This window comes from Paraburkholderia sp. BGA-UO-ETr-F21 (genome assembly GCF_059567925.1).
Genome location: NZ_JCAQOY010000035.1, coordinates 81387 through 108203, shown reverse-complemented (window position 1 = coordinate 108203; position 26817 = coordinate 81387). Strand labels below are relative to the sequence as shown.

The following is a 26817-nucleotide window of genomic DNA, read 5'->3' as shown; positions in this document are numbered from 1 at the left end:
ATCGTGTCATCCTTCGGTTTGCGTGAACTTTGTATAGGATCACGCTATTCGCGACGAGGCGTGCTCGGTCGTCGGGCAACTGCGAGCAACGGTCGCAGTTGAAAGCTTTGGTACGAAGCGGCCCGATGACTGGCGCGAGTCGTAGCGTGAGGGTTGCGCCCATTCAGCTTTGCTGAGGGAAACCCTTTGCGCATTGCGCAGACCGATAAAGCACCGATTGGCCGAATAGTCCTGATGAGCAGTAACGCTTCCCCCCTGAATCTGCGCAATGTGACGCTCTGTGCGGCGGATTCGATCAATCCCGTATTCGCCGCGCGCGCGCTCGAGATCTCAGCGGCCCGGTGCAACTTTGCCGACGCGATCCTCTTCACTCACGAGACCGTACCCACCTCTGTACGTACCGTGCTGATTCCCCGCCTGCAGTCCAAAGAAGACTATTCGGCTTTCATGGTCAAGCATCTGCTCGGCCATGTGACCACACCGTGGGTACTCGTCGTTCAATGGGACGGTTATGTGCTGGACCCCGCGGCGTGGAGTGATACATTTTTCGACTACGACTACATCGGTGCGAAATGGCCGTTCCACCGCGATGGCATGAACGTGGGCAACGGCGGGTTCTCGCTGCGTTCGACAAAGCTGTTGCAGGCGCTGGCGGACGAGCGGTTCGAATTCCTTCCCGGCGTCAATGAGGACGACCTGATCTGCCGCGTATATCGGCCCTTGCTCGAAAGCGGATACGGCATCCGGTTTGCGCCCGAGGAAGTCGCGACCCGCTTTGCTTATGAGCATGTGCTGTCGGACAGGCCGACCTTCGGTTTTCACGCCGTGTTCAACATGTGGCGGCACGTCGGCGACGAGATGCTGATGGATATGGTGCGTAAGCTGGACATCGGGACCTACAGCTCCAACGAGGTCCTGATGCTATTGAAGATCTACTGCGATCAGCGCAAATTCGACTGCGTAAAGGTGATGTACGAGCGTTACCGGCGTCTATGGAGCAACCAGGAGTTCGTGCGGAACATGATGGTGATAGGGCTGACCGCGGAGGCCGCGCGGCAATACGTCGGCCTGTGCGAAAGCGTGGTGAAGAATGCTTGCGATGGATTGTGCGAGTGACGGCGACCAACGATCTGGAGCGGCAACTGCGATCCGCATGCGTGCGTCATGAGCACGAGCCTCACAACCTGGCGATTCTGCGCGAGATATGTGATGTGCTGATCGCGCTCGAGCGCGAGGACGAACTCATTGACTGGGCTGACCGGGCGCTGGCACTCGGTACTCAGGACCACCATTTTTTTGCCATGCGCGCGTTCGCGCTCGATCTGCTGGGACGGCATGCCGAGGCGGTGGAGACTAGAACGCGTGCCCCGTCGATGGCGGATAATCCCGCGCTCGCCCAACTGCGACTCGGCTACAGCCTGATGATGTCCAGCCATTTCGCTCACGCGATCCAGTTGCTGGATGAGGCGCGACGGCCGGTGGCAACGAGCACGCCCAATGTCCTGGCAACCGCCGAACAGCTTCTCGGCGAAGCGATGCTCAAGGCAGGCGACCCGCGTGGCTTTAAGCACTGGACCCGGCGCAACGATTCTGGCGATGCCGGCAGTTATCGTCCGGCCGGCGTCCCGGCGTGGGACGGGGAATCCGATCTGCGCGGCCGGCGGGTGCTCGTCGTGCACCAACTCGGTTTCGGCGACAACTTTCTGCTGGGCGCTTGCGTGGCGGACTGGCGCGCTGCCGGTGCGCAGGTGATGATGACCTGTGACCCGCAGATCCATGCGCTCATGCAGGCGTCCTTGCCCGACTGCGAAGTCGTCAGCGCGGCGCGTCCGTTGCAGACCCATGGCCCACTGCCCGACGCGGTGTGCGCTCGAGTGGAAGCATTCGCGCCGCACTTATACGCGACGCTATTGCATTTGCCGGTGTTGCGCGCCGCGCAGACGACATGTCCATACCGGTTTGAGGCGTATCTACGGGCTCCGCCGGCGAAGCGGCAGATTGCGGCAGCGTGGGCGCGACAGTTGCGCGCGCAACATCGCGGAAAGAAGCTCGTCGGGTTGTTCTGGGACTGTGGCCAGCGCCACCTGTCCAATGTCGGCAGCTCAATGCGGTGCTGGGCCGCGCGACGCAGCCTGCCGCTCGATGCGCTCAATCGGCTCGTGACGGATCCCGCGCTGACCGGGCGAATCCGTTTCGTGAATCTGCATCATCCGCTTGCCGAGGCGGCAGCAGGCATGCCGCCCGCCACGGTCGAGCGCTATCTGCCCGGCATCCACCTTTTCGATGACACCGCCGCATGCATCGGCGAACTGGACGCTGTGTTCGCGGTTGATTCGGCCGTGGCCAATCTCGCCGCGATGATGGGCAAACTGACTTGCGTGCCGGTCAACACTTCCGGCGACTGGCGTTGGGGCCATTCGGGAAGCACGTCCAACTGGATCGAAAGCGCGACTGTCTTGCGGCAAACGCAGGAGGGCGACTGGAATCCCGTGGTGCGGGATGCAGTGGCGTGGCTGGCCGCGCTATGACAATTGCGGCCTGCGTTCCGTCATCCGCTGAATGGACGGTGCGCTGATGTACTGAGTGCGCACCGCTGATGGAAACGCCGCCGCCTCAAGCCGCCAGCACCGGCGCCACCGCCAGCGACGGCGCCTGCTTGCGTCGTTCTCGCGTCGGCGCCGTGCCGAACGCATCGCGGTAGCTCTTCGAAAAGTGGCAGGCCGACTGGAAGCCGCATGCCATCGTGATGTGCATGATCGACATGTCGGTTTGCAACAGCAACTCGCGCGCGCGCCGCAAACGCAGCGTCAGATAGTAATGCGTCGGCGTCATCCCCAGATGTTCGCGGAACAGCCGCTGCAATTGCCGCTGCGACATACCGGCGAGTCGCGCGAGTTCTTCGCGTGAGAGCGGCTCTTCGATGTTGTTCTCCATCAGCGCGATCACTTCGAAAAGCGACTTGTTGGCCGAGCCGAGCCGCGCCACCAGCGGCATTTTCTGTTGCGCGCTGGTGTCGCGCACATGTTCGACAATGAACTGCTCGGCGATCTGTGTGACGCGCGCAGTGCCAACGCGCGGCGCGATCAGGTTCAGCATCATATCGAGCGGCGCGACGCCGCCGGTGCATGTGACGCGATCGCGATCGATCACGAACAGTTCTTTCAGAAAACGCGTGTCGGGAAACTCTTCCTTGAGCGCCGACATGTTCTCCCAGTGAATCGCGCACGCATACCCGGCCAGCAGACCGGCGCGCGCCAACGCGTACGTGCCGGTGCACAGGCTGCCGAGCACGCTGCCCATACGGGCAAAGCGGCGCAGTGCGGAAAGATGGGCGGGCGTGGTCGCATGCTGCACGTCGATGCCGCCGACCACGAACACGATATCGGGCTGACCGACGCATTCCACCGGTCCCGTATCGACCGACAAGCCATTGCTCGCCATGACCGGACCGCCTTCCGGACTCACGATCGACCAGCGGTAAAGCGTTTGGCCGGTCAGATAGTTCGCCATGCGCAGGACTTCGATCGCGTTAGTGAACGCAATCATGGTGAAGTTGGGAACCGGCATGAATGCGAAATGCGACAACGATGCCGTGCGATCGGTGGACATGGGAGGAATGATTCCTTCGAATCTGTAATGTCGCGTCGCCGTGGGGAGCAGCGACTTCTGTAATTCTGAGGACTAGGGCAACTACCGTGCCATCAGGCTAAACCCCTGGTTACCCATCATTCCAGTCGGATAGCTAACCAAACGGCACCAGAACGGCGCTGACAGGGTTCATTGGCGCACCCGAATTGCGCACGGCGTTCAGGTGCAGTGCAGCATGATCCGCCGCAAAGCACGCTCGTGCGGCAATCGGTAGAACGCGGGCAAGGGCCGACTTGTGAAAAAAGGACGCTTATGGCGGAAAAGGCAAAGAACGCGTCTGAATTCATAAATTGACGCGCGGGGCGAGCGTCAAGAATAGACGCAATGCACACCGGTAGCAGCAGGGGCGAAGCGAGTCCCAGGCGCGGCTTCCGGCCTTCCGTCAACGACTCCACGGACTTCCATGTCGAACCCGAATCCTTTCTTCGAAGAATCGCTGGCCACGCGCGATCCGGCGGTGCGCGGCGCTATTTTGAAAGAACTCGAGCGCCAGCAGTCGCAAGTCGAACTGATCGCGTCGGAAAACATCGTGTCGCGCGCGGTGCTCGAAGCACAGGGCTCGGTGCTGACCAACAAATATGCGGAAGGCTATCCGGGCAAGCGTTACTACGGCGGTTGCGAATACGCCGACGTGATCGAAACGCTCGCGCTCGATCGCATCAAGCAGTTGTTCAACGCGAAGTTCGCCAACGTGCAGCCGCATTCCGGCGCGCAGGCCAACGGCGCGGTGATGCTCGCGCTGGTGAAGCCGGGCGACACGGTGCTCGGCATGTCGCTCGACGCGGGCGGCCACCTCACGCACGGCGCCAAGCCGGCCATGTCGGGCAAATGGTTCAACGCGGTGCAGTACGGTGTCAATCGCGACACGATGCTGATCGATTACGAGCAGATCGAGGAACTCGCGCAGCAGCACAAACCCGCGTTGCTGATCGCCGGCTTCTCGGCTTATCCGCGGGCGCTGGACTTTGCACGGCTGCGCGCGATCGCCGACGGCGTGGGCGCCAAATTGATGGTGGATATGGCGCATATCGCCGGCGTGATCGCGGCGGGGCGTCATCAGAATCCGGTCGAACATGCGCATGTGGTCACCTCAACCACGCACAAGACACTGCGCGGCCCGCGCGGCGGCTTTGTGCTGACGAATGACGAAGACATTGCCAGGAAAATCAACTCGGCCGTGTTCCCTGGCTTGCAGGGCGGCCCGCTGATGCACGTGATCGCCGGCAAGGCGGTTGCATTCGGCGAAGCACTGCAACCCGGTTTTAAAACCTATATCGACAGCGTGCTCGCCAACGCGCAGACGCTCGGCGAGGTGCTGAAGGCCGGCGGCGTGGATCTGGTGACGGGCGGCACCGACAACCATCTGTTGCTGGTCGATCTGCGGCCGAAGGGCCTCAAGGGCAATCAGGTCGAGCAGGCGCTGGAGCGCGCGGGCATTACCTGCAACAAGAACGGCATTCCCTTCGATACCGAGAAGCCCACGATCACCTCCGGCATTCGCCTCGGCACGCCCGCGGGCACCACGCGCGGCTTCGGCGTGAGCGAATTCCGCGAAGTCGGGCGTCTGATCGTCGAGGTGCTCGATGCGCTGCGCGATCACCCGGAAGGCCATGCCGCAACTGAACAACGCGTACGCCGCGAGATTTTCGCGCTGTGCGAACGCTTTCCCATCTACTAAGCACGCCTGGAGCAAACGATGAGCACTTTGCACGACAACAGCATCATCATCGACGGTCTGAACATTTCGAAGTTCGAACGCTCCGTGTTCGAGGATATGCGCAAGGGCGGCGTGACCGCGGTGAACTGCACGGTTTCGGTCTGGGAAAGCTTCCAGAAGACCGTCGATAACATTGCCGAGATGAAGCAGCAGATCCGCGAATACGGCGAGATCCTGACGCTCGTGCGCACGACCGACGACATCTTGCGCGCGAAGAAAGAGAACAAGACGGGCATCATTTTCGGCTTCCAGAATGCGCATGCTTTCGAGGACAACCTCGGCTATATCGAGGCGTTCAAGGACCTCGGCGTGAACGTGGTGCAGCTTTGCTACAACACGCAGAACCTGGTGGGCACCGGTTGCTATGAGCGCGATGGCGGTCTGTCGGGCTATGGCCGCGAGGTAATCCAGGAGATGAACCGCGTCGGGATCATGGTCGATCTCTCGCACGTGGGCGGCAAGACTTCTTCCGAAGCGATCGCGGCTTCGAACAAGCCCGTGTGCTATTCGCATTGCTGCCCGTCGGGCCTGAAAGAACATCCGCGCAACAAGAGCGACGAGCAACTGAAAGAGATCGCGGACGCGGGCGGTTTCGTCGGCGTGACGATGTTCGCGCCGTTCCTCAAGCGCGGTCCGGACGCCACCGTTGAAGACTATATCGAAGCGATCGAGTACGTGGTGAACCTGATCGGCGAAGACCAGGTCGGCATCGGCACGGACTTCACGCAAGGCTACAGCACGGAATTCTTCGACTGGATCACGCACGACAAGGGCCGCTATCGCCAGTTGACGAACTTCGGCAAGGTCGTGAATCCGGAAGGCATTCGCACGATCGGCGAGTTTCCGAACCTGACGGCCGCGATGGAACGCGCCGGCTGGAGCGAAACGCGCATCAAGAAGATCATGGGCGAAAACTGGGTACGGGTATTCGGCGAAGTCTGGAAGGTTTGACCGCTGCCTGAATCGACACCTATCCCACAGATAAAAACGGAGTCTCCACATGCAACCCCAACTGCCTATCGACGTCGATGCGAATACCGGCGTCTGGACCACCGACGCGCTGCCGATGCTGTACGTACCGCGTCACTTCTTCACGAACAACCACACCGCCGTGGAAGAAGCCCTCGGACTCGATACGTATGCCGAGATTCTCTACAAGGCCGGCTACAAGTCCGCGTATTTCTGGTGCGACAAGGAAGCGAAGCAGCACGGCATTGCGGGCATGGCGGTGTTCGAGCATTACCTGAAGCGTTTGTCGCAACGCGGCTGGGGCATCTTCACGATCACCGAAGCCGATCCGTCGAGCTCGCGTGCGCGCATCGAGTTGCATCACTCGTCGTTCGTGCTGGCGCAGCCGGGCAAGGTGGGCAAGCTTTGCTACATGTTCGCCGGCTGGTTCGCGGGGGCGATGGACTGGGTCAACGATACCGCGCCCGACGCCTCGCGCAAGGGCCCGCCATCGCATTCCAGAGAAGCGCAATGCGCCGCTGAAGGCCACGAACACTGTGTGTTCGAAGTGTCGCCGCTCGCATCGTAAGCGCAACCGTAAGCACACACATAAACGGCTTCCACCACGGCGCACGGCACAGCGCAACAAGCAATTCATTCCGAGGTCGATCGCGATGCGTTACCCGAACCTTTTCAAGCCTCTCACGCTGAACAAGCTGACTTTGCGCAACCGTATCGTCAGCACCGCGCACGCGGAGGTCTATGCGGAACCGGGCGGACTGCCTGGCGACCGTTATATCCGTTACTACGAGGAGAAGGCCAAGGGCGGCGTCGGCCTTGCTGTGTGCGGCGGTTCGAGCCCGGTGTCGATCGACAGCCCGCAAGGCTGGTGGAAGTCGGTGAATCTGTCGACCGACAAGATCATCGACCCGCTTGCCCGGCTTGCCGAAGCGATGCACACGCATGGCGCGAAGATCATGATCCAGGCCACGCATATGGGACGCCGCTCGGCGTTTCATGGCGAGCATTGGCCGCATCTGATGTCGCCCTCCGGCGTGCGGGAGCCGGTGCACCGCGGCAACGCGAAGATCATCGAGGTCGAGGAAATTCGCCGCATCATCAGCGATTTCGCGGCCGCGGCGAAGCGCGTGAAAGATGCGGGCATGGACGGGGTCGAAATCTCGGCCGCGCACCAGCATCTGATCGACCAGTTCTGGAGCCCGCGCACCAACTTCCGTACCGACGAATGGGGCGGTTCGCTGGAAAACCGCCTGCGTTTCGGCACTGAAGTATTGAAGGCCGTGCGTGAAGCGGTAGGCGCGGACTTCTGCGTCGGCTTGCGCATGTGCGGCGACGAGTTCCATGAAGACGGGCTCGATCACGAGCAACTGAAGGAGATCGCTCAGGCCATGAGCGAAACTGGCCTGATCGACTACCTCGGCGTGATCGGTTCGGGTGCGGACACGCACAACACGCTTGCCAACTGCATGCCGCCCATGGCGCTGCCGCCCGAGCCGTTCGTGCATCTCGCGGCCGGTATCAAATCGGTGGTCAAGCTGCCCGTCATGCACGCGCAAAGCATTCGCGACGCGGGCCAGGCCGAGCGCCTGCTCGCCAGCGGCATGGTCGATCTGGTTGGCATGACGCGCGCGCAGATTGCCGATCCGCATATGGTCATCAAGATCCGCGATGGCCGCGAGGACGAAATCAAGCAGTGCGTCGGCGCGAATTATTGCATCGACCGTCAATACAACGGGCTCGACGTGCTGTGCGTGCAGAACGCCGCGACTTCGCGCGAAGAAACGATGCCGCACGTGATCGCCAAAACGCGTGGGCCGAAGCGCAAGGTGGTCGTGGTCGGCGCGGGCCCGGCTGGACTCGAAGCGGCACGCGTGGCGAAGTCGCGCGGTCACGACGTGGTGCTGTTCGAGAAGAACGACTACGTGGGCGGCCAGATCATGCTGGCCGCGAAAGCGCCGCAGCGCGAACAGATGGCGGGCATCGTGCGCTGGTTCGACATGGAGACCAAGCGCCTTGGCGTGGACCGGCGTCTCGGTGTCGCCGCCAGTGAGCAAACCATCATGGCCGAGAAGCCGGACATCGTCGTGCTCGCCACGGGCGGTTCGTCGTTCACGTCGCAAGTCGCGGCGTGGGGCGTCGACGAAGGTCTCGCCGTCAGTTCGTGGGACGTGCTGTCGGGCAAGGTGGAGCCGGGCAAGAACGTGCTGGTGTACGACGGCGTCAGCACGCATGCCGGCGCGGGCGTGGCCGATTTCATGTCGAGCCGCGGCTCGAACGTCGAGATCGTGACGCCGGACGTGAAAGTGGCCGACGACGTGGGCGGCACCACGTTCCCGATTTTTTACCGGCGTCTGTACGCCCAAGGTGTGATCCATACGCCGAACTACTGGCTCGATAAGGTCTACGAGGAAGACGGCAAGAAGATCGCCGTGATCCGCAACGAGTACACCGAGGAGCAGGAAGAGCGGGCGGTCGATCAGGTGGTGATCGAAAACGGCAGCACGCCGAACGACGAGCTGTACTGGAAGCTCAAGCCGGAGTCGGTGAATCGCGGCCAGGTCGACGTGCATAAGCTGTTCGCCTCCGAGCCGCAACCGTCTTTGAGCGAAGAACTCGGCAATGGCCGCTTCCTGCTGTTCCGCGTCGGCGACTGCATTTCCATGCACAACATTCACGGCGCGATTTACGACGCGCTGCGCCTTTGCAAGGATTTCTGACGATGAGCCCCGTGTTTGTCATCACCGTCCTGTTGTGGTTGTCGGTGGCTGGTCTGGCGTTCGCGCTCGTCAAGCGCGCCGCGTATTGGCGCGAAGGCCGCGCCACGGCGGCGGGCGCTTACGGCTGGACCAATCTGCTGGCGATTCCCAAGCGCTACTTCGTCGACCTGCATCATGTGGTGGCGCGCGATCCGTACATCGCCAAAACGCACGTGGCGACCGCGGGCGGCGCGATTCTCGCGATGGCGCTGGTGTTCGTCAACTACGGGCTGGCTATTTACTCGCCGTGGCTCGACAAGCTGATCTTTCTGGCCGCGCTCGTCATGCTGGTCGGCGCGGTGTTCGTCTGGCGCCGCCGCCACGGCGCGAAAGCGGTGCCGGCGCGGCTCTCGCGCGGGCCATGGGATCATCTGCCGCTGTTGCTCGGCTCGTTCGCGCTCGGTCTCGTACTGTTCATCGCGCTGCCGGCTTCCGCGATGTCCGGTGCGCTCGCCGTGATTGTCGCGCTGCTGATCGCGGCGGGCGCGTTTGCGATGACGTTCGGCGCGGCGCGCGGCGGCCCAATGAAGCATGCGCTCGCCGGGTTGCTGCATCTCGCGTTTCATCCGCGTCAGGAGCGTTTTGCCGAGCGCAATGACACGGACGTGGTGCCGCCTACCGCATTGAAAGCACCGCTGCTCGACGCGAAGGAATACGGCGTCGGCAAACCGGTTGAGTTTCGCTGGAACCAGTTGCTCAGTTTCGACGCGTGCGTGCAGTGCGGCAAGTGCGAAGCGGCCTGTCCCGCGTTCGCCGCGGGTCAGCCGCTCAATCCGAAGAAGCTGATTCAAGACCTCGTCACGGGCATGGTGGGCGGCACGGACGCCGAATACGCGGGCAGTCCCACGCCGGGCATTCCGGTCGGCAAGCATGCCGGTGCGCCGGGCAAGCCGCTGATTTCCAGCCTGATCGAAGCGGACACGCTGTGGTCCTGCACGACCTGCCGCGCTTGCGTGCAGGAGTGCCCGATGCTGATCGAGCATGTGGACGCGATCGTGGATATGCGCCGCAATCAGACGCTGGTTGAAGGCAGCGTGCCGGGCAAGGGGCCGATCACGCTCGCGAATCTGCGCGAGACGGGCAGCTCGAACGGTTACGACATCGGCGCGCGTTACGACTGGGCCGTCGATCTGCAAGTGCAGGTCGCGCAGCCGGGCCGTCCGGTGGACGTGCTGCTGATCGCCGGCGAAGGCGCGTTCGACATGCGCTATCAGCGCACGCTGCGTGCGCTCGTCAAGGTGCTGAATCGTGCGGGCATCGACTATGCGGTGCTCGGCGGCGTGGAAACCGATACGGGCGACACTGCCCGCCGTCTCGGCGACGAAGCGACTTTCCAGCAGCTCGCGCACAAGCTGATCGGCACGCTCTCGCAGTACTCGTTCCGCAAGATCGTCACCGCGGACCCGCACGTGCTGCACAGCCTGCGCAACGAGTATCGCGCGCTGGGCGGTTTCTACGAGGTCCAGCATCACACGGCGCTGATCGAGCAACTGGTCGCGAGCGGGAAGCTCACGCCGCGTGCGGTGGCCGCGTTTGCGGATCGCAAGATCACGTATCACGACCCGTGCTATCTGGGCCGCTATAACGGTGAAACGGAGGCGCCGCGCCGCTTGCTGAAGACCATTGGCATCAAGGTCGTGGAAATGGAGCGCAACGGCATGCGCGGACGCTGCTGCGGCGGTGGCGGCGGAGCGCCCCTCACCGATATTCCGGGCAAGCGGCGCATTCCCGACATTCGTATCGACGACGCGAAAACCGTCGGCGCGGAGATCGTCGCGGTCGGCTGCCCGAATTGCACGGCGATGCTCGAAGGCGTTGTGGGGCCGCGTCCGGAAGTGCTGGACGTCGCCGAACTGGTTGCTGCGGCGCTGGAGTAACGCGATGAACTCTCTCAAACGAATCGACCCGCGCCGTCCGTTCACGATCACGGCAGACGGACTCAGGCGTATCACCCTCGGTGTGACGGGTGTGGCGGGCTCACTGGAATTCACGGCGCACGGCGCCTCGCATCGCGAACAGGCCAAACCGCGCCGCACCACGGCGGCGCCGCAGCGTGTGATGCTGGTGGCCGCCCACGCGGACCGTGGCGCGCTGGACGATCACGCGCGCCAGGTATTGGCCGGCGCCGCGCTGATTGCGGACGCAACGACCGAGGTGGTGTTGCTGGTCTTCGGCGAGTTCAGCGGCGACGCCGCAGCGCTCGGCGCCGACAAGCTGATCGAATTGCCGATGTTCGACCGCCGCACCTTCGCGCCGCTGGACGAATTGAATGCGCTGGCCGCGTGCGTCGCGGCTTACGCACCGGTGCATGTTTTTCTTCCCGATAACGCAACCGGCGACGGCGACCTTGGCCGCCGTTATGCAGCCGCGGCGAATGCAAGCGTCGCCACGCATGTCGTCGAAATCGACGCCGCGCATGTGGCGGCCTATGTTCAGGCGAATACAGCGTATGCCGCGCGCACGTTGCCCGAGGTAGTGCTGCTCGCGCACAACGCGGTCGATCCGAAGCTGCCGTTCGTCGGCGCGGGCGAGCGGGTCATGTGGCGCTTCGACGGCGACGCCGCAGCAGCGCAAGGCGCGGTGCGCGATCTCGGCATCGAGGAAATCGACGCCGCGCAACTGGCGCTCGAAGAAGCGGATTTCATCGTTTCGGCGGGCAACGGCGTGCGCGACGTGCCGGCGTTCGAGCGTCTGGCGGCCACGCTGGGCGCGGCCATCGGCGCGAGCCGTGTGGCCGTGGACGACGGCAAGTTCACCCGCGACAAACAGATCGGCGCGACCGGCAAGACCGTCGAGGCGAGTGTGTATATCGCCTTCGGTATTTCCGGCGCGGTCCAGCATCTGCAAGGGATCAAGGACTGCCGGCATGTGATCGCGGTGAATCTCGACGCGAGTGCGCCGATCGCCAAGCGCGCGAACCTGACAGTGATCGCGGACGCGCAGGAAACCATCGCGGCGCTCAACGAAGCAGCGGCCGCGGCGCGCACTGCGCGCGGAACCGGTGCGGCGCTGCTGAATTCAACGGCTGTCACCGAAGGAGCGCTCGCATGAAGATTGCCGTCCTCGTTTCCGTGGGCCGTCATCCGGTGAGCGGCACGGCGCGCTACAGCCGCAACGATGCCGCCGCGCTGACCATGGCGCTCTCGCTCGCCAGAACACACAACGCGACGCTCGACGTGCTGCATGCGGGCGATCCGTCGAACCCTGCGTTGAAGGAGTATCTGGCACTCGGCGCACGTTCGGTCGAAGTGCTTGAAATAGCCACGACACCTGAAACCCAGGCGGACGCAGCCGCTCCGCTAGCCGCGCGGCTGCGTGGCTACGACCTCGTTCTGACCGGCACGCGCGCTGAAGGCGCGTTCGACAGCGGCATGCTGCCGTATCGCGTCGCCAATGCGCTTGAGATCGCGCTGGTCGGCGCGGCTGTCGACGTGACGTTGCGCGACGGCTGCGCGGAGGTGCGCCAGTTCATGCCGAAGGGTTTGCGCCGCCGCGTAGAGGTGCGGTTGCCCGCGCTGATCGCCGTGCATCCGCTGGCCAACGCCGCTCCCACGTACGCCTACTCACGGTTGCGCGAAGGCACGATCCGCCCGGTCGCCGCGCAAGCCGCCGGCAGCGCCGACGAACTTGCCTGGACTATCCGCCCGGCAGCCGCCAAACCGGTGCGGCTTGCCGCCGCCGAAAAGCGTTCCGGCCACGCCCGCATGCTGTCTGCCACGACGACCGAGAGCCGAGGCGGCAGCGTCGTAATTGAAGGGAGTTCCGTCGAAAAAGCACAAGTCATTCTCGCGTATTTGCGCGAGCATCAACTCGTGGATTACTGATTTCCGGTTCGGGCCAGCATGCGACCAGGAGGGCCTGGCGCGGCGCCAGACGTGACATGCAACGGAGCACACAATGAAAGTTTCGGCAGACGTTCGCGCAATGATCGAACGCCGTAAGAAGAATCACACCCTGGAAGCGCCTTTCTACACGAGCGAGAGTATTTTCGCGCTCGACATGGATGCGATCTTCCGGCAACACTGGATTCAGGTCGCGGTGGAACCGGACGTGCCGGAGCCGGGCGACTACATCACCGTGGAGATCGGCAACGATTCGATCCTGATCGTGCGCGACGACGATATGCAGGTGAGGGCGTTTCACAATGTCTGCCGCCATCGCGGCGCGCGCCTGTGCAATACCGACAAAGGCTCGCTCGGCAATATCGTCTGCCCGTATCACAGCTGGACGTATAACCTGAACGGCGATCTGATGTTCGCCGAACACATGGGCGACCAGTTCGACCGCTGCAAACATAGCCTGAAGTCCGTGCATCTCGAGAATCTGGCCGGCCTGATTTTCATTTGCCTCGCGGACAACCCGCCGGCGGACTTCGCCGTGGTGCGGGCGGCAATGGAACCGTATCTGTTGCCGCACGATCTGGCCAACTGCAAGATCGCGGCCTCGATCGACATTGTCGAAGAGGGCAACTGGAAACTCACGATGGAAAACAATCGTGAGTGCTATCACTGCGTCGCGAACCATCCCGAGTTGACCATTTCGCTGTACGAATACGGTTTCGGTTATCAGCGCACGCCGGCCAATGAAGAGGGCATGGCCGCGTTCGAAGAGACCGTGGCTCGCCGTACCGCGCAATGGGAAGCGATGCAGTTGCCTTCCGCGGAAATCGAACGGCTTGCCGATCTGGTCACCGGTTTTCGCACGCAACGCCTGCCGCTCGATCGCGACGGCGAATCGCAGACGCTCGACGCGAAAGTGGCCTCGAAGAAACTGCTCGGCGGCTTCGAGCAGGCCGATCTCGGTGGCCTGTCGTTCTGGACGCAGCCCAATTCGTGGCATCACTTCATGAGCGATCACATTGTCAGCTTCTCGGTAATTCCGCTCTCGGCGGGCAAGACGCTGGTGCGCACCAAGTGGCTCGTTCACAAGGACGCGCGCGAAGGCATCGATTACGACGTGAACAACCTCACAGCTGTGTGGCGCGCGACGAACGATCAGGATCGCGCACTCGTCGAATACTCGCAACGCGGCGCGACGAGCAGCGCTTATGAGCCGGGTCCGTATTCGCCGTTCACGGAAGGCCTCGTGGAGAAGTTCTGCGAGTGGTACATCGGCCGCCTGGCGGATTACAGCAATGCGCCCCAAACCCATGAAGCAGGCGAAATCACGCCGGCTTCGCACGGCGAAAAAGTCGTGTCTTTCATGCGCTGAGCGCGGCACCGCAACCAGGAGTCGGAGAAAACAATGATGCGCGATCAGGCGACGTTTCAGCTCAGCACCCAGCGGGCCGCGGACCACGCTGCCAGCCGGGTCACGCAGCCGCGTTTCTGGGAAGCGTTGCCGGCGCGCTGGAACAGCGACACCGACGACACACTGGTGTGCTGCCAGGTTCGCCAGGAAACGCACGACGTAAAGAGCTTTTTCTTTCGCGCACCGTCCGGCCGGGCGTTCGTATTCGAGCCGGGGCAGTTCATTACGCTGGAACTGGAGATAGACGGCGAGTCGATCAATCGCTGCTATACGATCTCTTCGCCGCCCACGCGTCCGCATACGATCTCGATCACGGTCAAGCGCGTGCCGGGCGGCAAGGTGTCGAACTGGCTGCATGACAATCTGCATGCGGGCGCCGAGGTTCGCGTGCTCGGGCCGGCGGGCGAATTCACCTGCGCGCGGCACCCGGCGCGTAAATTCCTGTTTTTATCGGCGGGCTCGGGTATTACGCCGCTGATGTCGATGAGCCGCGCGCATCATGAACTCGGTGAAGATAGCGACATCGTGTTCGTCCATAGCGCCCGCACACCGGACGACATTATCTTCGCGCGCGAACTCGATCTGATTGCGTCAAATCAGGCGCATTTCCGCACCGCATTTGTTTGCGAACGGCTCGGCGCACGCACGAACTGGCCAGGTGTGACCGGTTTTCTGACATTGCCGCTGCTCAAGCTCATCGCGCCGGACTTTCTGGAACGTGAGATCTTTACCTGCGGACCCGCGCCGTACATGCAGGCGGTGCGCAATCTGCTGGACGAGGGCGGTTTCGATCGCAGTCACTACCACGAGGAAAGTTTCTCGTTCGAGACCGTGGGCGAAGTGGCCGCGCAGTTGACCACCGCTCACGTGGCGGACGCGTTGCTGAACGCGAGCGCGCCGGTCACGGCCGAGAGCTTTATCGAGGCGCGCGAACAGGCGCCGGGCTTCACGCCCGCGCTCGCACCGGCGCCCGCTTCCATAGAAACGGACACCCGCTTCAAGGTGAGCTTCGCCAAAAGCAATCGCGAGATCGAATGCGGCAGTGGCCAGCACGTGCTCGACGCCGCGAAAAAAGCGGGCGTGCGGCTGCCCGCATCGTGTACTCAGGGTATGTGCGGCACCTGCAAGGTCAAGCTGGTGTCGGGGGAAGTCGCGATGAAACACGCAGGCGGCATTCGCCAGCGTGAGATCGATCAGGGCATGGTGCTGTTGTGCTGCAGCAAGCCGTTGACCGATCTGGTCGTGGATAAGTAAGACGAGAAGGACGGCCCCCAGTGGCCGAAGTCGCGTGCGGACAACTGGATGTCGGAAAACAACGCTACCTGGCAATTCTGGCTGGCGATTCTAAATGCTCATTGGGTTGTTGTGACGGCAAACGGGAGAACGGCGATGAGACTGATCAAAAAGATATTCGTGTTGAGCGCATTGAGCGCGGCGCTGGCGGCAAGCAGCGTGAGTGTGTCGGCCGATACCAAGCCGACTATCAAGATCGGTTACGTGGAAGGCTGGGACGACAGCGTCGCGACCTCGAACGTGGCCGCGCGCGTGATCGAAAAGCGTCTGGGCTACCAGGTGCAACTCGTGCCGGTCGCAGCCGGCGTAATGTGGCAAGGCGTGGCGCGCGGCGACCTCGATGCGACGCTGTCCGCGTGGCTGCCGGTCACGCACGGCGCGTACTGGAACAACTTCAAGGACAAGGTGGTCGACCTCGGTCCGAACTTCAACGATGCGAAGATCGGCCTGATCGTGCCGGATAACGCCGACGTGAAGAGCGTGGGCGATCTGGAGGCGAAGAAGACGGAGTTCGGCTCCCGCATTGTCGGGATCGACGCCGGCGCGGGCGTGATGCAGAAAACCAGCGAGGCGATCAAGGCCTACGGACTCGACTACACGTTGATGCCGAGTTCGGGCAGCGCGATGACCGCCGAACTGGCGCGCTCGGAAGCGGCGAGCAAGCCGATTATCGTGACGGGCTGGAAGCCGCACTGGATGTTCGCGAAGTACAAGCTCAAATTCCTCGAAGATCCGAAGAAGGTGTTCGGCGAAGCGGAGCACGTGGATAGCGTCGTGAATCCTGACCTCGAGAAGAAGGCGCCGCCGGTTGTCGCGTTCCTCAAGAAATTCCAATGGAAGCCGGGTGAGATCGACAGCGTGATGCTGGCCACGCAAAACGGCGAGAAGCCGACTGCTGCAGCGGATGCGTGGATCAGCGCACACGGCGATCGCGTGGATAGCTGGGTGAAGTGATTACGCGCTTAGTGTGAACGTGTTGCCGCTTCGGTGAAGCGGCAGCTTCCAGAGAACGCCGCTTCTTTTAGCGGCGTTTTCGTTTATTGCAGTACAACGGTCCGATCGCCGTTGATAAACACCCGCCGCTCGATAAACGCCTTGACGGCCCGCGCCAGCGTGATGCATTCGACGTCGCGCCCGGTGGCAAGCAGGCGCTCCGGGCTATACGAATGATCGACGCGCTCCACCACCTGTTCGATGATCGGACCTTCGTCGAGATCGTCAGTGACGAAGTGCGCGGTGGCGCCGATCAGCTTGACGCCGCGCGCATGCGCCTGGTGATACGGTTTCGCACCCTTGAAGCCGGGCAGGAACGAATGGTGGATATTGATCGCGCGTGCCGCGAGTGCACGGCTCGTTTCCCCGGACAGAATCTGCATATAGCGCGCGAGAATCATCAACTCCGCGCCCGATGTCTCGAACAGATCGAGCAGCCGCGCTTCCTGTTGCGGCTTCGTATCGGCGGTGATCGGCAGATGGTGGAACGGCAAGCCATGCTGCTGCGCCAAGGGTTCGAGATCGCGATGATTCGAACCGATGCCGACAATGTCCATTTTCAGCTCGCCCATGCGCCAGCGGAACAGCAGATCGGCGAGACAGTGTTCGAGTTTCGACACCATGATCAGGACTTTCGGCCGCGTGCCGACGTCGTGCATGGCCCATGTCATGCGAAAGCGCTCGGCGATCGGCTCGAATTCCCGCTTGAGGCCCGCGGCATGCAGCGTCTCGCTGCTGTCCACGCCGTGGAACACGCAGCGCACGAAAAAGCGTTCACTCAGGTCGTCGTCGAAAACGGTCAGTTCGTCGATATAGCAATGATGCCGGTCGAGAAAGCCGACAACGGCGGCGACCTGGCCCGCCGCGCTCGGACACGCAACGGTGAGAACCAGTTGATCGGGACGGGAATCGGCGGACATGCGCTCTCCACTTGGATGATAGGGCGATGCCACGGGGCGCGGCATGCATCATCGCAGTAGATCAAATCAGGCGCATGCGCGGATAGAAGCTAAACGCCGTCGCGCTGGAACGGGAGCGCCAGAGTCGGGGGCGGTGCTCAGTCGGCGTCGAGTCCGCATTCGCCGAGCAGCCATTGGCGAAAGGCGCTGACAGCGGGCGTCGCCGCGCGCTGCGTGACGAGCAGATAACCACGCTCGGTGACGACCGGCGGCTCGAACAGTTCGACCAGTTGCCCGGTTGCAAGCAGTTCGTCGACGAGCGGCGCCCAGCCGAGCGCGACGCCCTGACCCATGATCGCCGCATGGGCCACCAGCGTAAAACTGTTGAACGTGATGCCGCGATGCGCGGGCGGCGCATCCAGCGCGTGCGCGGCGAACCAGTCCGTCCAGGACAGCCAGCGCGCCGGCTGGGTCGGTTCGAGATGCAGTAGCGGGAGGTGCAGCAGGTCGGACGGCGTACGCAACGACGGGTGTGCCGCGGCAAAGGCGGGGCTGCACACCGGCGTGACGCGCTCCGGAAACAGTTTGACCGCGCCGCGCGCGCTCCAGTCGGCGTGTTCGTCGCCGAATGCAATGGCAATGTCCGCCTGATCGTGCGAAGGATCGAACACGCTCTGCGACGTGATGATCTTCACGTCGACGTCCGGCATCAGCGCCTTGAACTGCGATAAACGCGGCATCAGCCAATAGGTGGCGAAGCCGAAATCGGTGGAGAGCGTGAGGGTTTGCGGCATGCGCCGCGCGCGGATTTCGCTGGTGGCGAGGCGAATCGTGTCGAGCGCGTGGCGCACCGCTTCGAACAACCGCACGCCGTCTTCCGTGAGCGTAACGCCACGATGGCCGCGCTCGAAGAGCGGGGTGCCCAGCGCTTCTTCAAGCTGCACGACGCGCTGGCTGACAGCCGGCTGTGTCGAACCCATCTCGCGCGCGGCAGCCGTGAAGCTGGCCAGACGCGCCGCGGATTCGAACATGGCCAGCGCCTGCATTGGCGGCAAGCGATCCTGCCTCGGCATAACGACCCCTTATAGGCACATAACGATTTGCCGTCTTCACAGTCGCGAATTGGACGGCAATAGTGGTGCGCATGGCGGGCCCGGCATCGGGCCGCCCGTTTGCCGTTGCAACAACGGCGACATTTGCACCGACACTTGTGATTCTATTCGAGGCACGCCCCCATGCTTGAGAGCAAAAAGAATATCCTCATTCTGATGGCTGACCAGATGACGCCGTTCGCGTTGGCCGCATACGGACACCGTCTGACCAGGACCCCCAATCTCGACCGGCTCGCCAAGCAAGGCGTGGTATTCGAATCCGCCTATTGCGCGAGTCCACTGTGTGCGCCATCGCGGTTTTCCTTCCTGTCGGGCAAGCTGCCGTCGGCAATCGGCGCCTATGACAACGCAGCGGAATTTCCGTCGCAAACGCTGACGTTCGCACACTATCTTCGCGCCGAAGGATATCGCACCATTCTGTCCGGCAAGATGCATTTCTGCGGCGCCGATCAGTTGCATGGCTTCGAAGAGCGGCTCACCACCGACATCTATCCTGCCGACTTTGGCTGGACGCCCGACTGGGCGCATTTCGAAGCGCGCCCCACGTGGTATCACAACATGAGCTCCGTGATCGATGCGGGCCCGTGCGTGCGCACCAACCAACTCGATTTCGATGACGAAGTCACGTTCACCACGCGCCAGAAACTCTTCGACATCGCACGCGAACGTCATGCCGGAAAAGATGCAAGACCATTCTGCATGGTCGCCTCGCTAACCCATCCGCACGACCCGTATGCGATTCCAAAAAAGTACTGGGACCTGTATCGCGACGAAGACATCGACATGCCCGCGTTTCGCGATTCATTCGAAGACGCCGATCCGCATTCCAAGCGCCTGCGCCATGTATGCGAAACCGACCGCACGCCGCCCACCGATCAGCAGATCCGCAATGCGCGCCGTGCCTACTACGGCGCAATCTCCTACGTCGACGACCAGTTCGGCGCGATCCTCGAAGCGCTCGAACAGTCGGGACTCGCGAAAGACACGGTGATCGTCGTGACCTCCGACCACGGTGAGATGCTCGGCGAGCGCGGCCTCTGGTACAAGATGACCTTCTTCGAAGGTGGCTGCCGCGTTCCGCTGATCGTGCACGCGCCGCAGCAATTCGACGCGCATCGCGTGCGGGCATCCGTTTCGCATCTCGATCTGCTGCCCACGCTGGTCGAACTGGCGCGCGGCGAATCGCCGGCCATGTGGCCCGATTCGCTCGATGGACAGAGCCTCGTGCCGCATCTACAGGGCCGCCAAGATGGTCACGATGAAGCCATTGGCGAATATCTGGCGGAAGGTGCGATTGCGCCGATCGTGATGGTGCGGCGCGGCCGCTTCAAATTCATTCATACGCCGGCGGATCCCGATCAACTTTACGACGTCGCAGCGGACCCGCTGGAGCGGGAGAATCTTGCCGCGCGCAGCGAATACGCGGCACAGGTCGCGGCTTTGCGCGAGGAGATCGCGCAACGCTGGGATCTCGCCGCGCTGCACAACGAAGTGTTGAAAAGCCAGCGGCGGCGTCATTTTCATTTCGCATCCACGACACAGGGCACGGTCGCGTCGTGGGACTGGCAGCCGCATGTCGATGCGAGCCAGCGCTATATGCGCAATCACATCGATCTGGATACGCTCGAAGCGATGGCGCGTTTTCCCGCCGTCGTGCGTTGATTCCCACTCTGCTAACGATCCACCCCACCTCACGAACAGGAAGCCGACACAATGAAAAAGCTCTTCAAACAGGCGGTAACCGGCGTTGCGCTGCTTTGCGCGTCGGCCACATTCGCGTTGGCCGCCGAGCCGCAGTCGTGCACGCAAGTCAACATGGCGGGGCCCGGATGGACCGACATCGACGCCACCAATGCGATGACCGGCGTATTGTTGAAGGCGCTGGGCTATAAGCAGAGCGTGGCGAACCTGTCGGTGCCGATCACATATCAAGGCTTGAAGAAACGGCAGATCGACGTGTTTCTCGGCAACTGGATGCCCGCGCAGGCGCCGGTCGTCAAACCGTTCGAAGAAGAAAAGTCGATCGAGGTCGTGCATCCGAATCTGAGCAACGCCAAGTTCACGCTGGCCGTACCCGACTATGTGGCGGCGGCCGGCATCCATTCTTTCGCGGATCTGGCAAAGAACGCCGACAAGTTCGACAGCAAGATCTATGGCATCGAACCTGGCGCACCGGCCAATCAGAACATCAAGAAGATGGTCGACGACAAGGCGTTCGGCCTCGGCGACTGGAAGCTCGTCGAGTCGAGCGAGACCGGCATGCTCACGCAGGTGGAGCGGGCGGTGCGCGAGAAGAAATGGATTGTCTTTCTCGCGTGGGAACCGCACTTGATGAACACCAGGTTCAAGCTCACTTACCTTGATGGCGGCGACAGGTACTTCGGGCCCAACTACGGCGGCGCCACGGTCAATACGGTGGCGCGCAGCGGCTATGCCGAGCAGTGTCCGAACGTCGGCAAACTGTTCAGGCAACTCACCTTCAATGTCGATCTGGAAAACGGCGTGATCACCGAAGTACTGGAAAAGAAGACCCCTGTGAACGCCGCCGCGACCGAAGCGCTCAAGCGCCACCCCGAATTGTTGAAGTCGTGGCTCGACGGCGTGAACACGGCGAGCGGCGCCAATGGTTTGCAAGCCGTGCAAACGGCGCTCGGCATGAAATAACCGCGCATTCCTAACCATGAAGTCGCCAGGCGACAGATTTATGTCGCTTCCGGTCGAATCCTCCTAAATCTGGACCCGTATTCTTGATCCGGCGATGTGAATGTGACTGGTCATTACATGCATCGCGGATAGCTTCAATCCGTTTTACTCGGTCTCAGCCGGTTTCGAACTGCCCGTCATGCGAGAAGCGCCGCGCCTGGTCAACAGCGCGCAGCAGGGATCGCTTTATCCAACGAAATACGCAGGCAAAGAGCAGGGGAGAATTAGATGAAGAAGAGCAATGCCGTCAGCCTTTCGGGACTCGCTATCGCAGCAAGCGCTATCTGTGCGCCGATGGCTGCCCATGCGCAAAGCAGCGTCACACTGTACGGCATTCTGGATGCCGGCATCACCTACGTGAACAATGCCGGTGGCGCCAACCAGTTCAAATTCGACGACGGTATTTCGTACGGTAACCGGATCGGTTTCAAGGGCGTCGAAGATCTCGGCGGCGGCTTGCAGGCCGTGTTCGTACTGGAGTCGGGTTTTCACGTGGGCAACGGGCAACTCGGATTCGGCGGCGCGTTGTTCGGCCGCCAGGCATATGTCGGCCTGAAGAGCAACTGGGGTACGCTCTCGCTCGGTAATCAGCTCGACATGACCGAGGAGTTTGTCTACCTCTATAACATCTCGTCGTGGGCGAGCGGTTATGCGATCCATCAGGGCGACTTCGACCGGATGAACGGCGACCGGCTGCCGAATTCAGTCAAGTTTCTCTCTAACGACTACGCAGGCTTCTCGTTCGGCGGCATGTATTCGTTCGGCAATACCGCGGGCGACTTTCACAACAAGAGCGCGTGGAGCGTGGGGGCGCGTTACGAGCACAGCGACTTCAACATGGGCGCGGCCTACACGCAGTTGAACAATCCGTACGGCATCTACGCATTCGACCCGTACGCGATGATCGGCACGCGCACGTTCCTCGGCAAGCCGACCGTGTCCGTCGATCCCGCGACCGGCGCGGTGACGGACCTGTACAGCTCGTCGGCGTTTCCGGTCGACAAGCAAGGGGCGTTTGCCGTGGGTGCGGCCTATACGATCGGCAAGGTCATGCTGAGCGGCGACTTCACTTACACCACGATCAAGGGGCTCGGCGAGACCTCGCATATGCAGGTCTATGAGGTTGGCGCTTCTTATACGTTCACCCCGGCGTTGATGCTGTACGGCGGATATCAACACACACGGTTCGAAGGCAACCACTGGAACCAGGGCTCGCTCGGCCTGCATTACCTGTTGTCCAAGCGCACGGACGTCTATATTTCCGGCGACTATCTGCGCGCGTCGGATGGCGTGAACGCGGTGATCGGCTATAGCTTCACGCCGTCTTCGTCGAACACGCAGAGCGACGTGCGGATCGGCATGCGTCATTCGTTCTGACCGACGGCAAAGGGCGGCTTTCCGTGTGTGTGACGGGAACCGCCCGCGCCGTTACGATGGCCGTTCGAGCTGTTTCTTGAACGTTTCGATCAGCGCCCGCACTTTGGCCGGCGGATGGCTGGTGGGCGGGAACACCGCCTGAATGCTAGCAGGCTCGGTCGCCCATTCAGGCAACAGGCGGATCAATCGGCCCGCGGCGACGTCGGCGTCGATCGAGAAATCGGTCAACAGGCCGAATCCACCGCCGGCGAGCGTCGCCGAGCGGCACGCGTTGGCCGTGTTCACAAGAAACGCGTTTTCGCAGCGCACGCTTTCGGCGTCACCGTCGTCTGTGCTCTTGCCATTGCTGCGCCGCAGCTCGAGCGTCAATGGATGCGGCAAGACCGTCATTGCGCAGTAGGGCATCGCCGACAGTTCGGCGGGCGTTTGCGGCTCTCCCCATATTTCGACGAACTCCGGACTCGCGACGATCCACTTGACGAAGCTGCCGAGCTTCACCGCCCGGTAATTGGAGTCGGCCAGCCGGCCGAGGCGGATTGCCACGTCGATGCCGTCCGCGATGAGATCCACATATTGGTCGGTGCACAGCAATTCGACATTGAGCTGCGGATTCGCGCGGCGCAGTTCGACGAGTGCCGGCGCGACGGCGAGCGAGCCGTAGTCGATCGGTGAGCTCACGCGCAAGGTGCCGCGCACAGGCGCCGATTCTCCGCCGATCGCCGTCAGTGCTTCTTCCGTGGCGCGCAGGATCTTCACGCTGGCGTCGTAAAACGCGCGGCCCGCTTCCGTCAAGCCTAGTCGCCGCGTCGTGCGGACCAGCAGGCTCGCGCCCACTTCGGCCTCGAGCCGCTGCATGTGCGTGCTGACCATGGTTTTGGCGAGGCCCAGACGCGCTGCCGCGGCGGTCAGCGAGCCGGCCTCGACAACCGCGACGAAAATCGCCAGGCGGTTCAGGTTTACGTCGCGTACGTCGGCCATGGTGGATTGTCCATCTTCGATTGACTGTGTTTCCCGGATTATCGGGCTTCTGCAAAGGCGCTCGTGCGCATTATGCTCGTTCCATCCCTTCCTGCTCGATGGAGCCTCTTATGCCCGCTGCGCGACCCGCCCAACCGATCCGCCTGTATACAACGCTTCTTTCCGGCCACGGCCATCGGGTGAAGCTTTTTCTGACGCTGCTCGACCTGCCATTCGAAGTGGTCGAACTGGACATGAAAGCCGGTGATAACCGCAAGCCGGCGTATCTGGCGCTCAACCCGTTCGGGCAGGTGCCGACGATCCAGGACGGCGAGCTCACGCTGTTCGATTCGAACGCGATTCTCGTGTATCTGGCAAAGCGTTACGGCGACGCCTCCTGGCTGCCGGAAGACCCGCTCGGCGCGGCCACCGTACAGCGCTGGCTGTCGCTCGCCGCCGGGCAAATCGCTTACGGGCCTTGTGCCGCGCGGCTCGTTACCGTGTTCGGCGCGCCGCTCGATCACGAGAGCGCGAAGAAAATTGCCGTGAAGCTATTCGACGTGCTCGAACGCGAACTCGCGGACAAGGCGTTCGCCGCGGGCAATCAGGTGACGATTGCCGACATTGCCGCGCACACTTATATCGCACATGCACCGGAAGGCGGCGTGTCGCTCGAACCGTACCCGAACATTCGTGCGTGGTTGCGCCGCGTCGAAGCGTTGCCGCGGTTTGTCGCCATGCCGTCGACGAAGGCCGGACTGCTCGCCGGATGAGCGGCTGATTTTTGACGTCAACGGAGTCCGATGATGTCCACGTTTATTCCCCTGAATAGTTGGGGCGCCGACGCCTCGCCGTTTCACGCAGCCGAACTCGCCGCCCAGCAGCGCGCGGGGGTGAGAAGCCAGGCGGATTCGTCGGGCCGCCGCGGCATTCGCCGCTCCATGCCGGACCAGCACCGCCAGTTCTTCGCCGAACAGCCCTTCATGGTGTTCGGCGGTGTCGACGCTCACGGCCAGCCATGGGCGACGGTGCGCGCGGGCGCGCCGGGTTTCGTGAGCTCGCCGGATGCGCGGACGCTGCGGATCGAAGGCGGCGTGCTGGCCGGTGATCCGCTGGCGGACCGCTGGCAGAAGGGTGCCATGATTGGCGGCCTTGGACTGCAGCCAAAGACCCGGCGCCGCAACCGGATCAACGGCGTGGTGACATCGGTGGACGCAGCCGCGCTGACCGTCGAGGTTCGCCAGAGCTTCGGCAACTGCGCGAAGTACATTCAGAGCCGTGTGCCGAGCTGGGTGGAGCAGGGCGTGTCCGGGCCTTCAGTGCCGCCGGAAATAGCAACGCAACTCAGCGACGCCGACCGCGAACTGCTGGCGGGAGCGGACACGTTTTTCATCGCGAGCGCGAATCTCGAAGAGAACGCGGGCCTCGCTCGCGGCGTCGACGTGTCGCATCGCGGCGGGCCGCCGGGGTTCGTCCGTATCAAGGATGAGCACACGCTGACCACGCCCGACTACAGCGGCAACAACTTCTTCAATACGATCGGCAACCTGATCCACGATCCACGCGCGGGGTTGCTGTTCATCGACTTCGCGACCGGCGATCTGGTGTATGTCGCCGCAGTTGCGGAAATCGTCTGGGACGGCGCGGAGCTGGCGGCGTTCGAAGGCGCGCAACGGCTCGTGCGTTTTCACGTGCGGGAAGTGCGGCGCAGCCGGGGCGCATTGCCGTTTCGCTGGTCCGATGTGGAGTTTGCGCCGCAGTTTGCGGCGGCAGTGCGTAAGCCGGTTGCTGCGTCGCCCTGGCACAAGCTGACGGTTGCGGCAGTGGCCGACGAGACACCGTCGATTCGTTCCTTCTACTTCGAATCGATCGACGGCACACCGCTGCCGCCGTACAAAGCGGGGCAGTTTTTGCCGATCCGCCTGCCTGTGCCGGGTCTCGACACACCGCTGCTGCGAACCTACACGCTTTCCGATGCGCACAATCCGTTGCGGTATCGAATCAGCGTGAAGCGCGAAGGGGTTGCCTCGAACTGGTTGCACGAGCATCTGGTTGCCGGCATGCGGATCGAAGCGATGAAGCCGCGCGGCACCTTCACCTATGCAGAAGAGAGCCCGCGGCCCGCCGTTTTTATCTCGGCGGGTATCGGCATCACACCGATGATGACCATGCTTCGGCATGCGTCGGCCGCGTCGCGCGACGACGGCGCGAAAGCGAGGCGACTCTTCTTCTTTCACGGTGCGCGCAGTGATCGTGAACGACCTTTCAGTGCCGATCTGAAGGAGATCGCGGCGCGTAATCCGGCAGTTTCCCTGCATCTTTTCGATAGCGCCGCATCTGTGCCGACTGACGGCGTATCGCCCGGACGGATTGGCATCGACGCGCTGAAACGCGCGCTGCCCTTCGACGACTACGACTTCTATCTATGCGGGCCCGAGCAGTTCATGCAAGACCTGTATGAAGGGCTGCGTGGACTGAACGTCGCGGATGAACGGATTCGCTTCGAAGCGTTCGGCCCGGCGACCGTGAAGCGCACGCGCGCCAGCGACGGGACGAAGGCACAGGAAGCGCCGGCGCAAGGCACTGACGGTGTGCAGGTGAGCTTTGCGCGTTCGGCGCGTACGATTCAATGGCTGCCGCGCGACGGCAGCTTGCTGGAGCTTGCCGAGGCGCACGGCATCAACGCGCCGTCGAGTTGCCGCTCGGGTATGTGCGGCACATGTTCGACGCGTGTGTTGGCGGGAAAGGTTGAGTACGACGGCGAAGTAGAGGCGCAGATCGAACGCGGTGCTGCGCTGATTTGCATGGCGCATCCGGTTGCCGGCGATCCCGGTGCGCAAGCTGGTGTAACGCTGGACTTGTGATCAGTGAACGATAGCGCCGGCCGATGTCACGCGGGCGGCGTCGTCAATGGGTCGACTCGTGAACGTCGGCGCCTGACAGGCAGCGCAGTGCCCGATCGCCATCGCTGCGCGCTGCTTCCTCAATCGGAAAGGTTTCCTTGCTGAACGCCACCACCTTGAATCCGGATCCGGCCGCACGCGGCGTGGTGATGCCCCAATGCCAGCCGCCGTCCTGCTCGAAGACATGCAGAACAGCCGTGTTTGGTACGTGTAAAGCCTCATAAGTCGTCATGGCACATT

General features: G+C 62.6%; 22 protein-coding genes. 17 read left to right on the top strand and 5 right to left on the bottom strand.

The window, feature by feature from the left end; genetic code table 11:
- The first annotated feature begins 234 nt into the window (after positions 1-234).
- Together AC57B1_RS20875 and AC57B1_RS20870 are read left to right on the top strand one after the other, a co-directional pair.
- A complete protein-coding gene (locus AC57B1_RS20875; protein ID WP_496418516.1) occupies positions 235-1116 on the top strand; it encodes a DUF5672 family protein in 882 nt (293 codons plus the stop codon).
- Positions 1113-2528 (top strand): hypothetical protein, encoded by a 1416-nt coding sequence (locus tag AC57B1_RS20870; protein WP_496418515.1) that lies wholly within the window; start codon positions 1113-1115, stop codon positions 2526-2528. Before AC57B1_RS20875 ends, AC57B1_RS20870 begins: the two co-directional genes overlap by 4 nt.
- A gap of 85 nt (positions 2529-2613) precedes the next feature.
- On the opposite strand, the gene AC57B1_RS20865 is transcribed toward AC57B1_RS20870, so the two are convergent.
- Complete coding sequence (locus AC57B1_RS20865; protein WP_091801487.1) at positions 2614-3609, bottom strand: GlxA family transcriptional regulator; 996 nt, start codon at positions 3607-3609, stop codon at positions 2614-2616.
- 442 nt (positions 3610-4051) lie between these two features.
- On the opposite strand from AC57B1_RS20865, the gene AC57B1_RS20860 reads away from it, so the two are divergent.
- From AC57B1_RS20860 to AC57B1_RS20815, 10 genes are all read left to right on the top strand, one after another.
- On the top strand, positions 4052-5326 hold the full coding sequence (locus tag AC57B1_RS20860; protein WP_496418514.1) for a serine hydroxymethyltransferase: 1275 nt from the start codon (positions 4052-4054) through the stop codon (positions 5324-5326).
- A gap of 18 nt (positions 5327-5344) precedes the next feature.
- On the top strand, positions 5345-6316 hold the full coding sequence (locus AC57B1_RS20855; RefSeq protein ID WP_007177107.1) for a dipeptidase: 972 nt from the start codon (positions 5345-5347) through the stop codon (positions 6314-6316).
- A 49-nt stretch (positions 6317-6365) separates the two neighbouring features.
- On the top strand, positions 6366-6902 hold the full coding sequence (locus tag AC57B1_RS20850) for a DUF5943 domain-containing protein (protein ID WP_408345504.1): 537 nt from the start codon (positions 6366-6368) through the stop codon (positions 6900-6902).
- Positions 6903-6987: 85 nt separating this feature from the next.
- The gene (locus AC57B1_RS20845) at positions 6988-9051 is read left to right on the top strand and encodes an oxidoreductase (protein ID WP_408345507.1); all 2064 of its coding nucleotides are present in this window, start codon (positions 6988-6990) and stop codon (positions 9049-9051) included.
- A 2-nt stretch (positions 9052-9053) separates the two neighbouring features.
- Positions 9054-10967 carry a (Fe-S)-binding protein gene (locus AC57B1_RS20840; protein WP_408184970.1) on the top strand — a complete coding sequence of 638 codons (1914 nt, stop codon included), beginning with the start codon at positions 9054-9056 and terminating at the stop codon, positions 10965-10967.
- Between the two features lie 4 nt (positions 10968-10971).
- Positions 10972-12141 (top strand): electron transfer flavoprotein subunit alpha/FixB family protein, encoded by a 1170-nt coding sequence (locus AC57B1_RS20835; RefSeq protein ID WP_496418513.1) that lies wholly within the window; start codon positions 10972-10974, stop codon positions 12139-12141.
- Positions 12138-12914, top strand: a complete 777-nt coding sequence (locus AC57B1_RS20830) for an electron transfer flavoprotein subunit beta/FixA family protein (protein WP_496418512.1) — start codon at positions 12138-12140, stop codon at positions 12912-12914. The genes AC57B1_RS20835 and AC57B1_RS20830 overlap by 4 nt, the downstream gene beginning before the upstream one ends.
- Before the next feature lie 73 nt (positions 12915-12987).
- Positions 12988-14301, top strand: coding sequence for an aromatic ring-hydroxylating oxygenase subunit alpha (locus tag AC57B1_RS20825; protein WP_496418511.1), 1314 nt, complete (start codon positions 12988-12990; stop codon positions 14299-14301).
- A 33-nt stretch (positions 14302-14334) separates the two neighbouring features.
- Positions 14335-15594, top strand: coding sequence for an FAD-binding oxidoreductase (locus tag AC57B1_RS20820; protein ID WP_496418510.1), 1260 nt, complete (start codon positions 14335-14337; stop codon positions 15592-15594).
- Positions 15595-15729: 135 nt separating this feature from the next.
- On the top strand, positions 15730-16587 hold the full coding sequence (locus tag AC57B1_RS20815; protein WP_408345525.1) for a glycine betaine ABC transporter substrate-binding protein: 858 nt from the start codon (positions 15730-15732) through the stop codon (positions 16585-16587).
- Between the two features lie 83 nt (positions 16588-16670).
- Here the strand turns inward: AC57B1_RS20815 and purU are convergent, their stop codons facing one another.
- Positions 16671-17546: a formyltetrahydrofolate deformylase gene (gene purU, locus AC57B1_RS20810; protein ID WP_091801451.1), complete on the bottom strand. Its 876-nt coding sequence runs from the start codon at positions 17544-17546 to the stop codon at positions 16671-16673.
- 137 nt (positions 17547-17683) lie between these two features.
- The gene (locus AC57B1_RS20805; RefSeq protein WP_496418509.1) at positions 17684-18598 is read right to left on the bottom strand and encodes a choline sulfate utilization transcriptional regulator; all 915 of its coding nucleotides are present in this window, start codon (positions 18596-18598) and stop codon (positions 17684-17686) included.
- 162 nt (positions 18599-18760) lie between these two features.
- On the opposite strand from AC57B1_RS20805, the gene betC reads away from it, so the two are divergent.
- From betC to AC57B1_RS20790, 3 genes are all read left to right on the top strand, one after another.
- The gene (betC, locus tag AC57B1_RS20800) at positions 18761-20299 is read left to right on the top strand and encodes a choline-sulfatase (protein ID WP_496418508.1); all 1539 of its coding nucleotides are present in this window, start codon (positions 18761-18763) and stop codon (positions 20297-20299) included.
- 51 nt (positions 20300-20350) lie between these two features.
- Complete coding sequence (locus tag AC57B1_RS20795) at positions 20351-21301, top strand: choline ABC transporter substrate-binding protein (RefSeq protein ID WP_496418507.1); 951 nt, start codon at positions 20351-20353, stop codon at positions 21299-21301.
- A 267-nt stretch (positions 21302-21568) separates the two neighbouring features.
- On the top strand, positions 21569-22717 hold the full coding sequence (locus AC57B1_RS20790) for a porin (RefSeq protein WP_091801437.1): 1149 nt from the start codon (positions 21569-21571) through the stop codon (positions 22715-22717).
- Positions 22718-22768: 51 nt separating this feature from the next.
- On the opposite strand, the gene AC57B1_RS20785 is transcribed toward AC57B1_RS20790, so the two are convergent.
- On the bottom strand, positions 22769-23695 hold the full coding sequence (locus AC57B1_RS20785; protein ID WP_408482130.1) for a LysR family transcriptional regulator: 927 nt from the start codon (positions 23693-23695) through the stop codon (positions 22769-22771).
- Between the two features lie 110 nt (positions 23696-23805).
- Here AC57B1_RS20785 and AC57B1_RS20780 point away from each other — a divergent pair, with 110 nt between their 5' ends.
- Both AC57B1_RS20780 and AC57B1_RS20775 read left to right on the top strand, forming a co-directional pair.
- A complete protein-coding gene (locus AC57B1_RS20780; protein ID WP_408345540.1) occupies positions 23806-24447 on the top strand; it encodes a glutathione S-transferase family protein in 642 nt (213 codons plus the stop codon).
- 33 nt (positions 24448-24480) lie between these two features.
- Positions 24481-26538: a pyridoxamine 5'-phosphate oxidase family protein gene (locus AC57B1_RS20775; protein WP_496418546.1), complete on the top strand. Its 2058-nt coding sequence runs from the start codon at positions 24481-24483 to the stop codon at positions 26536-26538.
- Positions 26539-26581: 43 nt separating this feature from the next.
- Here the strand turns inward: AC57B1_RS20775 and AC57B1_RS20770 are convergent, their stop codons facing one another.
- Positions 26582-26809 carry a hypothetical protein gene (locus AC57B1_RS20770; protein ID WP_408345546.1) on the bottom strand — a complete coding sequence of 76 codons (228 nt, stop codon included), beginning with the start codon at positions 26807-26809 and terminating at the stop codon, positions 26582-26584.
- Between the last annotated feature and the right edge of the window lie 8 nt (positions 26810-26817).